General features: G+C 72.7%; 6 protein-coding genes. 2 read left to right on the top strand and 4 right to left on the bottom strand.

Features of this window, described 5'->3' with window-relative positions; all coding sequences use genetic code 11:
• Positions 1 to 50 precede the first annotated feature (50 nt).
• Positions 51 to 980, top strand: coding sequence for a M48 family metallopeptidase (locus AC1KAT_RS17750; protein WP_480328525.1), 930 nt, complete (start codon positions 51 to 53; stop codon positions 978 to 980).
• A 15-nt stretch (positions 981 to 995) separates the two neighbouring features.
• Here the strand turns inward: AC1KAT_RS17750 and AC1KAT_RS17745 are convergent, their stop codons facing one another.
• On the bottom strand, positions 996 to 1820 hold the full coding sequence (locus AC1KAT_RS17745; protein ID WP_480328300.1) for a hypothetical protein: 825 nt from the start codon (positions 1818 to 1820) through the stop codon (positions 996 to 998).
• A complete protein-coding gene (locus AC1KAT_RS17740) occupies positions 1817 to 3898 on the bottom strand; it encodes a hypothetical protein (RefSeq protein WP_480328299.1) in 2082 nt (693 codons plus the stop codon). Before AC1KAT_RS17740 ends, AC1KAT_RS17745 begins: the two co-directional genes overlap by 4 nt.
• Positions 3899 to 4152: 254 nt before the next feature.
• On the opposite strand from AC1KAT_RS17740, the gene AC1KAT_RS17735 reads away from it, so the two are divergent.
• Complete coding sequence (locus tag AC1KAT_RS17735; RefSeq protein WP_480328298.1) at positions 4153 to 7278, top strand: ATP-binding protein; 3126 nt, start codon at positions 4153 to 4155, stop codon at positions 7276 to 7278.
• On the opposite strand, the gene AC1KAT_RS17730 is transcribed toward AC1KAT_RS17735, so the two are convergent.
• Together AC1KAT_RS17730 and AC1KAT_RS17725 are read right to left on the bottom strand one after the other, a co-directional pair.
• Positions 7262 to 10969, bottom strand: coding sequence for a Dyp-type peroxidase (locus tag AC1KAT_RS17730; protein WP_480328297.1), 3708 nt, complete (start codon positions 10967 to 10969; stop codon positions 7262 to 7264). The two genes, AC1KAT_RS17735 and AC1KAT_RS17730, sit on opposite strands and share 17 nt — an antisense overlap.
• A 64-nt stretch (positions 10970 to 11033) precedes the next feature.
• A complete protein-coding gene (locus AC1KAT_RS17725) occupies positions 11034 to 12017 on the bottom strand; it encodes an SGNH/GDSL hydrolase family protein (protein WP_480328296.1) in 984 nt (327 codons plus the stop codon).
• Between the last annotated feature and the right edge of the window lie 6 nt (positions 12018 to 12023).

Genomic DNA, 12023 nt, shown 5'->3' with positions numbered 1-12023 from the left:
CCTCCTGGAACCCGCCGCCTCTTGAACTGTCAGAGTTCGGCATGACCTTGCTGCCCACCATGGACACCATTGCCACGTTCACCCCCGACGCCGACCTGCGTGCCCACCCGATGGGTTGCAGCTGCCACCTCCACGGCCGGCGCCTGTTCACGCAGGCGCTGCTGGCCACCGGCGCCGCCGCCGCTTCTGCGCCCGCCTGGGCGCAACCCGCGGTGGACGTGGGCAAGGGCTCGTCGTTCTCGAAGCTCGTGCCCGCCGGGCAGATCGAGCAGGCCGCCAGTGGGCAGTACGAGCAGATGAAGCAAGAGGCCGCCGCCAAGCGCGCGCTCGCCCCCGCCGACCACCCGCAGGTCGTGCGCCTGCGCAGCATCGCGCAACGCCTCATCCCGTACAGCCACCCGTGGAACCCCCGTGCCCGCGACTGGAAGTGGGAAGTTAACCTGCTCGGCTCGAAGCAGATCAACGCCTTCTGCATGCCGGGCGGCAAGATCGCGTTCTACTTCGGCATCCTCGACCAGCTCAAGCTCGACGACGACGAGGTCGCCATGGTGATGGGCCACGAGATCGCCCACGCGCTGCGCGAGCACGCCCGCGAGCAGATGGGCAAGACCATGGCCACGCGCGGGGCCATCGAGCTGGGCGCGGCGCTGTTCGGCCTGGGCAATGGCGGGCGCATGCTGGCCGACCTGGGCGGGCAGTTGCTCACGCTGCGCTTCGGACGCGAAGACGAGTCCGAGGCCGACCTGGTCGGCATGGAGCTGTCGGCCCGCGCTGGCTACAACCCGCGCGCCGGCATCTCGCTGTGGGAAAAGATGGGCCAGGCCAGCAAGGGTGCGCCGCCCGAGTTCCTGTCCACCCACCCGTCGGGGCCGTCGCGCATCCGCGAGATCCAGGCCGCGCTGCCCAAGGTGACGCCGCTCTACGATCGCGCGGCCCGCCCGCCGAAGCGCTTCGCGCCGCCGACCTCGGCGAAGGGCTGAGCCGGCTGCTGCGAGCTACCGCCGGCGCATGCGCTTGACGGTGCGCGCGCCGCGCAGCACCAGCAGCCAGCCCAAAGCGATGAGCGTGGCGAAGCCGAGCCCGAAGCCGGCTTCGATGGCAGCGACGCGCTGTGCCAGGCCTGCCTCGGGCCACCAGGCGCCGAGCAGCGTCGCCACGGTCGCCGCGAGGCCCAGCGCGGCGGGCAGCCACAGCCGCGGCCCACGCCGCCGCACCGCCCGCGCGCATCCCCAGGCGACGAGCGCCGACACGGCGGCGAAGGCAGTCCACTTCCAGCGCGAGGCCTCGAACAGCGCCGCCATCGAGCCCTGCTCGGGCGTGCAGGCCTGGCCGGCCATCCACGTCACGCTGCAGGCGCGCAATTGCACGATGACCTGCTGCATGTGCGCGTTCTCCCGGGTCGCGTCCAACCACGCCAGCACCGCGACGGCGAGCACCACTGCGGCGCTGAGCACCCACGACGCACCGGCACGGCCGGCCCAGAACGCGAACAGCGCGTAGGCGAAGGCATAGAACGGAATGAAGAAGCGGTTGTCGAGGTCGCGTTGCCGCTGCAAGGCGCTCACCGCTTCGGACGGCATCGCATCGCGCACCTGGCGCAGCCGCTGCGCGGCCTGCTGGGCGTCGTTGGACAGCTCGACGCACATCGAGGTGGCCTGCCGCTCGCAGCGCCCGGCGCCGTCGGTGGCCGCGCTGCCGGCGAACAGCACGCAGCCGGCGTAGGTGGCCAGCACGGCCAGGGTGGCCAGTGTCACCGCCGTGAAGCGGTCGAGCACGGCCAGCGCCCGGGCCCAGGCCCTCGCCCATCCGGGCCGGCTCATCGCGTCACTCCCTTCGGCGCCGGGCTCGCTGCGGGTGCCGCGGCGGGCAGCCAGGCCCGCACCTGCGCCAGGTTGGCCGCCAGCAACGCGTGGGGCACCGACGGCGGTGGCGCGCCGGCCAGGGCGTGGTCGAGCGCGTCTCGCATCTGGTCGCGCGACCGTTGGCTGAGCAGCCAGTTCATCGACGGTTCGGGCTCGCCGTCGACCGGCCGCGGCAGGCGCACTTCGGCCCAACGGCCGGTCTGGCAGCCGCCGATCAGTGCCAGCAGTTCGCGCTCGGCCGCGGCCGAGCGGCCGCGCCGGCCGTTGAACAGCCCGGCCGGGGGCGCCAACAGCTCGGCCAGCCACTGGTCGTGGGGCCGCGCGGGCGGCGTCTGGCCGGCGCGGCACAGCCAGTCGCGTTCGCCGGAGGGGGTGTTGTCGAGGATCAGCACATGCAGCTGGTCGCCCCAGCCCGCCTCTTTCAAGGCCCGCACCACGCCGACCAGCCCGAGCGCGCCGCTGGCTTCGACGTAGCCGCCGTCGCCCAGGCGGTCCCACACGCGGCCATCGCGCATCTCGATCACCCCGGCGGGGCTGACGTACGGAAAGCGCGCGCTGTTGTGCACCGCCTGCGCGAGCGTGAGGCCGCGTGTGCGCAGGTCGGGCACGCCGAGCAGGTCGACGGCGTCGGACCCACCGACGACCACGTCCGACTGCATCACGCGGGCGCCCGAACCGAGCGCGGCGGTGTTGAGCAGCAGGGCCGGGCGACCGGCCGTGCTCGGCGGCAGGGCGGCCAGCGGCGCGTTCCACCATGGCACGTCGGCGGGCCGCAGGCCGCAGGCTTCGACCAGCGCGTGCCAGTCGGCTTGCCACACCTCTTCGAGCCCGCGCGAGCGGTCGAAGGCGGCAATCGGCACCGGCAGCAGGCGCTGAACGAGGTCCGGGAAGAGCATGAGGCCGGTGACCGTGGCCAGGTGGTCGCGGCCCGTGAAGTCGGTGCCGACCGCGCGCACGCTGCGGCATTTCTCGGCCACCTGGGGTTGGCGCGACAGCTCCAGCGCGCCGACGAAGGCCGCCGCGCCCACCGAGCCTCCCGAGACGCTGCTGATGGCCAGCACGTGGTCGCCCAACTTGAACCGGTCGTGCAGCAGGCCAAGCGATGAGGTCGTCCAGTGCGCCGCGCGCGAAGCCCCGCCCGCGGTGGCGACGAGCACCAGCGGACGGCACTTCGCGCCGTCGGCGCCGCAGCGCTCGCGCAGCGCGGCGAGCAGGGCCGGGCGCGGGGGCGGTTCGCCGGTCTGCGCGTCGGCCCGCACGGTGTGGTTCTCGTTGAAGGGCGCCAGCAGGACGATCAGCGCCGGCGGCACCCAGGTCCACGCCAGCCCGCCACGCGACTTGGGCAGGTGCGTGAGCACCATGCCGCCGAAGAGCGTCCACGAGGCCAGCGCCAGCAGAAGCAGCGCCGGCGCCCCCAGCGCCCGCGCGAGCGGTGCCATGCCGGCCACCAGCAGGAACAGCAGCAGGTACGAGGCCGCCAGCCCGAGGCCCACGATGCGCAGCGTGGTGCGGCCCAGGTGGTCGTCGCGCGGGGCGTGGCGGCGGCTGCCGGGCAGGCCCAGGCACTTGATCTCGCGGCGCCACACCACGAACACCGTCACCGCCGTGGCGAGCACGAGCATGGCCGCTGCGATGCCGGGGGCCGAGGCCAGCAGCGCCAGCGCGATCGGGTAGCCCGCCAGCGCCGCCAGCACGCGCGGCAGCCAGGTGGTCACGGCCCCTTCGAAGGCCGGGCCGGCATCGCCCAGCGTGTCGGGCTGGAACTGACGCGACAGCAACTGGCGCGCGGTGTACCAGGCCGACAGCATCCACAGCAGAAAGCCGACGATGAGCGAGGCGCCCTGCGCCCAGCCGGCCTCTTCGGTGCCCACGTGCAAGGCCTCGCGCGCCTGCGGCACGACCAGCAGCACCGCGTTGCCCACGACGACCGTGAACACCGGAAAGAAGCACAGTCCCAGCACGCGCACGAGGTAGAGCGGCCGCGGGATGGGACGGGGCGCTGGCGTGCTGGCGGACGCTGCGGGGGATGGGGTCATGACGGCCTCCCGGTCGGTGGGGCGCACCTGCGGTGCGTTCGAATGGCGGCATGCTGCCAGAGGGTCCGAGGCGGCCGCCATCCCCAACGGACGCGGCGGTCTCGCGCCAGCGATGCACCGCGGGCCTGGCGGCCCGCTGCGCGGAACGACCCTGCGGCAGGCGAGTTGGGGGCTGGCAAGCCCGCAGCGATGGTCTACATTGCGCGCGCCCTTCGCAGCAGCTGCGCGGGGCTTGGCGCTGGAGGGCCACCCCCGTGGTGCAGGCGATGCCGGGTTTCGACGAGGACGTGCCGCAGCCGGCCTCCCCCACGGGGCCGGCCGGCCGGCGTTGCCGCCTCACGCTGCTGTTCAGCGACCTCACCGGCTCGACCCTGCTCAGCGCCTCGCTCGAAGCCGAGGACTACGCCGAGGTGCTGGCCGCCCTGCGCGCCGAGTACGAAGCGGCGGTGCTGCGTCACGGCGGCACCATCGCGCGGCTGCAGGGCGACGGCATGCTGGCGGTCTTCGGCCACCCGCAACCGCGCGAAGGCGACGTGCGCCGCGCGCTCGAAGCGGCGCTGCAACTGCACCAGGCGGTACGCCGCATCGCGCTGCCGCTGGCCGTGCGCGCCCGCCACGGCGGGCTGCGGTTGCACAGCGCCATCCACTCGGGCATGGTGTTCGTGCAAAGCGGTGACCGCCGGCTGGGCGAGCTCGAACTGCTCGGCGCCGCGCCCAACATCGCCGGCCGGCTGTCCGACGCGGCGGCGGCCGAAGAGGTGCTCGTCAGCGACGAAACCCTGGGCGGCGACCGCCACCTCTTCGAGACCGGCGATGCCCGCCGCGTGCCCATCGATGCGCAGGGCGGGGGCATCGTGTGCCGGCCGGTCTATGGTCGCCGCACCGGCCTCACGCCCTTCGAGGCGCGCGCCGCGCATGGGCTGCAGCCCTTCGTCGGCCGGCAGGCGCAGATCCGCGCGCTCGAAGAGCACCTTGGCACCGCGCTCAGCGGCCAGGCCTGCCAGGTGGCCATCGCCGGGCCCCCCGGTGTCGGCAAGACGCGGCTGGCCGAAGAGTTCTTGCTGCAAGCGCGCTGGAAGGGCTGCCAGGTGCTCGAAGGCCATTGCGATGGCGACCTCGGTGGGCGCCCGCTGCAACCCTTGCTGCAGATGCTGGCCGCCGCCCTCGGCGTCGATGCGCTGGCCACGCCCGAGGCCGCCCGGGCGGCGCTCACCGGCGCGCTCGGGGCGCTGGGCCTGCCCGAACTGGCCGACCCGGTGGGCCAACTGCTGGGCACGCAACCGTCGCCGCAGCCCGGGTCGCCGCTGAGCGCCGACGCCGCGCTGCCGGTGATGGGCGCGGTGTTCCAGGCGCTGCGCGAGCGGCAGCCGCTGGTGATGTTTGTCGATGACTGGCACTGGGCCGACGTGGCCACGCGCCAGGCGCTGGCCGCCATCGCCGGCAGCGGGCCGGGCGCGCCGCTGCTGGTGCTGTACTCGACGCGCAGCATCAGCCCCGGCGACGCCACGCTGCACAGCGTGCAGGTGCTGCCGCTCGACCCCTTCACGCCCGACGAGGCCACCGCGTCGATCCGCGCGCTGCTGCCGCGCGTGGACCCGTTCGTCGCGGCCGAGATCGTTCACTACTCGGGCGGCAACGCGCTCTTCATCGAAGAGCTGTGCCACTCGGCCGCACACGAAGACGTGGACCGCCGCCTCGTGCGCCAGCACGCTGGCGCCGCCTGGCTCAACGTGCTGGTCGAAGCGCGCGTGGCGCGGCTGCCCGCCGGGCAGGCCGAGCTGGTGCGCCTGGCGGCCGTGGTTGGCAACGTGGTGCCGACCTGGCTGTTGCGCGAGCTGACCGGCCGCGAGGCCGACCACCCCGACGTCAAGGGTCTGGCCGAGAACGACTTTCTCTACCCCGATGGCGCTGGCGCGCTGCGCTTCAAGCACGGCCTCACGCGCGACGTGGTCTACGACTCGGTTGGCTTGCACGCCCGCCGGGCGTTGCACCTGCGCATCGCCCAGGCTTTGAAGCGGCACGCGCCGCGCACCCACGAAGAGGCCCACGAGGCGCTGGCCTACCACTTCGGCGCCGCCGGTCAGCCGCTCGAAGCCGCCGCCCACGCCGAACGGGCCGGCGACCGGGCCGCGGCCATCTCGGCCCTCGACCGCGCGAAGACGCATTACCACGGCGCGCTCGCGCGGCTGGTCGAGGCCGACCCCGACGGGCTGCACGACGCGCGCTGGCTCGCCATCGCCAACAAGCTCGGGCTGATCGTCGTGTTCGACGCCTCGCGGCACGACCTGCCGGTGTTCGAACGCGCGGTCGAGCTCGCCCGCAGGCGGGGCGACGCGGCCGTGCTGGCGCGAGCGCAGTACTGGCTGGGCTACATCCTCTACGCGCTGGGCGACATGTACGGCGCCATCGCCTGCTGCGAAGAGGCGATGGCCACCGCCGGGCGCGGCGACGACCCGCTCGCGGTGCAGGTGCGCGCCACGCTTGGCCAGGCCAAGGCCGGCGCGGGCGACTACGTGGGCGCGCTGCCGCTGCTCGAAGAGGCCGTGACCATCAAGCGCCGCCACCGGCGCGGCTCGCGGCCGGCGGTGGGCCTGGCGTACTCGCTGGTCTGCGTCGCCGCCGTCGTGGCCGACCAGGGCGACTTCGCGCGCGCCGAGGCCTGCTTCGACGAGGCCGAAGCGCTGCTGCAAGGCGTGACGCACGAGATCGGCACGTCGATCCACGGCTGGCGCGCGGCCGTGCTGCTGTGGCAAGGCCGCTGGGCGGCGGCGCGCGACGCGGCGCGGCGGTCCACCCAGATGGCCGAGCAGACGCGCAGCCTCTTTCAGTTTTGCATCGGCCGCGCAATGGGCGCCTATGCCGAGTGGATGCTCGACGGCGACCCGCAGGCCGTGGGCCGCATCGAGCAAAGCACCGCCTGGGTCGCGCGCCGCGAGGGCGGCTTGTTTCGCTCGCTGCAGCACGGCTGGCTGGCCGAAGCGCTGATGGCCCTGGGCCGGGTCGGCGACGCCCGCCACCACGCCGCCCAGGCGCTGCGGCGCGGCCGCCATGGCGACCTGCTCGGTGTGCCCATGGCCTACCGCGCGCTGGCCCGCGACGCCGCCGAGCAGCACGCCCCGGCCCGCGCCGCGCACTACCTGCGGCGCGCGCGCCAGGCCGGCGTGCGGCGCGGCTCGGCCCACGAAGCCGCGGTGAACGACTGGTGCGAGGCACAGATCACCTCGCAACTCGCCCGCTCGTCGGTCGAACGCGCCACCGCGCAGGCGATGGCGCGCCGGGCCTGCGTGGCCTTCGAGGCGATGGGCATGGCCTGGCACGCCGAACGCGCGCGGCGGCTGGCCGCGGGGGCCACCGCCGAGCCGGTCACAGCACGAGGTTGACCAGCGTCGCCGAGGGCGTCGGCCGCAGGCTGCCGGCGTACAGCAGCGCGGCGACGATGCCCAGCATCGTGCCGGTCGCCATGCCGTAGCCGGGGCAGGCGTGCACCGCGCCGGTGGCGGCGCCGTTCGCCACGGGGGTGGACACCCCGCTCGCCGCATCGCGCTTGCCACCGAACATCGTCAGCGGGTCGGCGTTGTCTTCTTGCATCGCGCCGCGCAAGCCCAGCGCGACCTTGCTTCCGTCACGCATGTCGGTGCGCCAGATGATTTCTGGCACCGGCGCTCGGGCCATCTGCGCGAGCAGCGGACCGCGCAGCACGGCGGCCACGGCGACCGCGTCGGGGCCAGGCGGGGTGCCGGTCAACGGGGCCTCGCGCAGCAACTTCATCTGCAGCGCCCACAAGGACGCCGGGCGCAGCTGCGCCGGGTCGTCCGGCATGCGCGGCTCGACCCAGGCCGTCAGCACGCGCATCAGGTTCAGATGCACCGTGGCCGGAAAGCCCAACATCACGCCGGCGATGGTGTCGGCGATGTCGCCTGGCGACTTGCCACGCCGGCTCAACTCGGCGTGGATGGCTTGGCTCAACGCACCAGCAGGTGGCGCGCCGCCGTTGAGAAACGCGCCAACGGCCGTGCGGATGCGTTGACCACAGGCGATGGCCGTCTGGCGTTCGCTCTCCGTCGGGTGCGGCCAGAAGATGTAGCGCGAGACCGGGAAGAAGTCTTTCGGGCACGCGGCCGGGCCTTGCGGGTTGTCGGGCGCCGCGCTTTCGGCGCGCGTCATGTGCGTGCCGTCGGGCAGGCCGAACCACGCCTGGCACAGCAGGCCGATCACCTGTTCGCTCAAGCTCACGAGCGCGATCGGTGCCTCGGTCAGCCCCGCCGCCTTCACGGCCGTTTCGGTGGCCTGGATCACGCCTTGTGCGAAGCGGAAGGCCAGCCCAAAGGCCTGCGCCTCGGTCACGCTCGCAAGGATCTGGTTGACCCCGGGGGCGCCCGCCAGGGGCTCGGCGAAACCGTCGTGGTCAGGCGGTAAGGCCTCGTTCGGCACAGGTTGCGGCACGCGGTCGAAGCCCAGGTAGCCCGGGCCGACGGTTTCTTTGAAGCGTTCGGCATACCCGCGCACCGAGTAGCGCGAGCCATCGTCGGCCAGCACCTGGTGCAGGCGCGCGTGCTTGCAGACCAGCGCCCCATAGGCCGAGGGCAGTTCGTCAGCGTTGCCGGAGAGGGTGCGCACCTCTTGCCACGCCTGCGCGCTGCGGTCGCCGTCTTCGAGGCGGTGCTTCCAGGTCGCAAGGTCGTCGAGCTCGCCGATGGTGCGGTGAACGGTCGCGTCGAGCGCCGGCCCTTCGCTGAGCAGGTGCTGCAAAGCCGGCAGGGCGGGCACGAAGAGGTACAGGCCCCACTGCAGTTCGGTCAGCGCGTCGCGGCCAAGGTCGATGACCACGGGCGTGCCCGTGTCGTCGATGAACTGGAAGCTGCGGTTCTTGCCCTTCTCGGGCACGCCCAGCAGCGGGTCGCTGTGAGCCGACAGCACGCCGCTGGCGTTGCCGCCGGCCATCCAGCGCTGGATGGTCTCGAACTGCTCGGCGATGCTGCCGCAGTAGGCCATGAAGTAGGTGCCGCGCTGGATGCCGTCCGACTCCCCCGGGGCGTGGCGCGGGCCGTAGGACATGCCCCGCCGCACGATGCGCGGCACGCGGTCGAGGGGCGTCGAGGGCAGGCGCGGGTTGGCGCGGCGCGCGTGGGCCTGGAAGGGGCAGCCACGGCCTTGCGGGTCGCCGCGGTAGTCGAAGTTGTTGTCATTCAACGCGCGCGGCGCGGCCTGCGGAGCGGGCCCGATGCGCTCGCCGTCGGGGTAGCGGCCCATCAGCTTGGCACGCACCCAGTCGAGTCGCGTGGCCTGCTGGTCGGCCGGCAACTGGTCGAAGTTGGGGGTCAGTTGTCGGGCCGCGGCGAGCAGGCGGTCCTCGAAGCGATCGACGAACTGCTTCAGCTTGCGGACCACCAGGAAGCTGCCGTCGTCGAACAGCCCGTGCCCACGCGGCGGGCACGGCAGGTCGCCGCGGTCGTTGGGTTGCCCGAGGAACAGTTCGCCCGGCTTCACCACGTCGTTCCATACCGTCGATGGCGTCGATGGCGGGTCGATGCGGGGTTGGCTGATGCCATCGACAAAGCCGAAGTGCTCGCGCGTCGTGGTGCTTCCTTCAGCAATGGGGTAGCTGCGCATGCCTTCGACGGCCAGCACGTGCAGGCCGCCCATCGGTGCGGCGCCCGGCAGGCTTCGGAGGGGAAAGTCGGGGTGCAGGTCGTGCGGGTCGTGCGGGTCGCCTTTGAGCCGGTACTGCACGACCACGTGCACCTGGTCGAGCCGCAACTCGACCGCCCGGCCCTGCGCGTCGGTGGCCGTTTGCAGCAGGGGCCGTCGCCATTGGTCGGGGTGGTTCTCGCGCACGTCGCCCAGCAGGCCCGCGCGGGCCTCCATGCCTTCAAGAAACTCTTGCGGCAGCAGGTCGAGCTGGCTGCGCGGCACCTGCAGCGCTTCGAGCCCCGCGCGCGTGAACGCTAGGTTGCAGTAGAGCGTGGGCTGCCCAGTGGACGGAGTGATCGGCAATTGCGCCAGCGAGGCGCGCGCGGCCGCCGGGTCGGTCACTTCGAGCAGGTACAGCGCGCCGTGCGTGACGCCTGGGTAGCCGCTCAGGATGCCGGCCTGCACATGGGCCGGGTCCAACCCTGGCGGCGTGGGTGCGGCGCCTGGTGCAGCGCGGGGCAAGTTGGCCCAGGCCAGCAACGGCAAGCCGGGGGCCAACACCGCCCGATAGGTGTTCAAGGGCGAAGCTGCAGGCGCACTCTGGATGGCCCCCGCCACCGCCAGGAATTCCGCCATCAGCTTTTGCACCAGCGCCAACAACACCGCACCGTCGGTGCCGGGCTGCCGGGGGTCGCCGGGGTACATGGCCCGCAGGTCGAAGAGGCCTTTGAGGGCGCGCAGGTTGAGCCGGATCACCTCACGGACATGTGCATCCTTCGTGGGGTCCAGTTTCGCCGCTTCGCACAGGTCGCTGAAGACGCCCACGGGGTCGGGCGTGCCGGTGACCGGTCGTTCGGTGTGTTCGTGGGCCCGCAGGCGCGCCGACGCCGGGGCCGCCACCTCGCGTTGCAACTGTTCGACCTTGGCGAGATAACGGCCATCGGTCACCGTGCTCGGCGACTCGTTGAAGTAGAGCCCGGCCGCCACCTCGTGCCGACGCACCCAGCGGATGTAGTCGTCGAAAGAGGCCACCGTCGAGAACGGGTAGCCCTCGCAGTTGACGAGGATGGTGTCGAGCAGCGTGCCGATGTCGCGGTAGATCACGCGCATGTATGGCTCCCAGCCGCCGTCGAAGTTGACGTTGAGCGAGAGCTGGTGGCGCAGCCGGCCGGCCGCCGGGTCGGGCGGCACGACGCAGTAGCGGAAGTCGTGGAACACGCCCCAGCGCCCCACCGAGTCGGGAAAGGGCGAGCGGTGCACCGCTGATTCGCGGGCACCCAGGCGAATGGCATTGAGCACCTTGAACAGCGACTCCAGCCGCCGGGTGTACGAAAAATTCTCGGCCCCGACGACGAAGCCTTCTTTGACGGGCGCCATCAGCGCGAGGTTGGCGATGCCACCGAGCTGCGTGGTGGCGATGTCGCGTCGTGGATAGGGCATGCGGTCCTCCTGATCGTGCGTGGGTGTGGGGTGAACGGTGGGCGTGGATGGCAGCGGGCCGCGCTCAGAGCGCGTCCTGCAAGTCGCGCGCCCCGGGCTGCCAGCCCAGCGCGCGGGCGAGCGGCACGTCCCAGCGGTTGCGGGCGAGCTTGTCGAAGCCTTGTTTGGACGGGTGGATCTCGTCGAGCCAGTCGCCTTCGGGGCCGCTGCTGCCGGGCGAGGCAGGCGTGAGCAGGCCGCGCTGGTCGATGAAGTGCACGTTGTGCAGCGGGGCGATCACCTCGCGCAGCCGTGTGTTGAGCGTGTCGATGACCTCGCGCGCGGCGGCCAGCATCTGCGCGTCGTCGAGCCCGGCGTCTTGCAGCACCGGGTGCAGCCAGGGGCCGGGGCCGAGCCGCGCGCCGGCGAACACGCGCGCCTTGGCCGGCCGCGGCTGCAGGTGGTCGTAGCCGTGCAGAAAGATCGGTGCGGCCGCCGTGGTGGCGTTGCCGGCCGCGTCGCGCAAGTCCACGAAGCGGCCGATGTCGCGCACGACCTCGTCGAAGAAGCCGCTGAGGCGGCCGGGGTGGTCGAGCTGCTTCAGCCGTTCGTCCCCGGGCTGGAAGCGCGAGGTGACGCCCTCGGCACGCAAGGCCTTGGCGGCGAACAGGTCGGCGAACACGTTCTTCAGGTCGTTGCCGCCGGCCGACAGCAGGATGGCCTGGAAGCCGAACAGCTTGAACATCGCGCGGGTCTGGCGTGCCTGGTGGCCGCGCACCATGTCGCGCACCTCGGCGCCGATCTGCGACACGTCCACCACCGCCGTCAGGTAAGGCACGCGGATCGCGTCGAGCAGGTTGGTGCCTTCGTGCAGCACCGGGGTGAACTTGTCGAACCACGAGTCGCCCTCGGCGTACACCAGGCACTCGGGCAGCAGCGCGTTGGTCTCGCGGATCACGTCGCTGACGCTGCCCTCGGGCGTGTCGATGCGCAGCATCTTGCGCCACTGCCGCCGGGGGTCGGCCAGCACCTCGGGGTGGATCGCTTTGGGGGATGCAGCAACCGACATGGGGCC

Source organism: Piscinibacter sp. PDB5-1, assembly GCF_056676035.1.
This window is presented reverse-complemented; position numbering and strand designations above follow the sequence as displayed.

Bases quoted from the DNA above. Each gene is read 5' to 3' on its own strand.
- AC1KAT_RS17730 (WP_480328297.1), bottom strand. From the start codon at position 10,969: ATGCCCTATCCACGACGCGACATCGCCACCACGCAGCTCGGTGGCATC.
- AC1KAT_RS17740 (WP_480328299.1), bottom strand. From the start codon at position 3,898: ATGACCCCATCCCCCGCAGCGTCCGCCAGCACGCCAGCGCCCCGTCCC.
- AC1KAT_RS17745 (WP_480328300.1), bottom strand. From the start codon at position 1,820: ATGAGCCGGCCCGGATGGGCGAGGGCCTGGGCCCGGGCGCTGGCCGTG.
- AC1KAT_RS17725 (WP_480328296.1), bottom strand. From the start codon at position 12,017: ATGTCGGTTGCTGCATCCCCCAAAGCGATCCACCCCGAGGTGCTGGCC.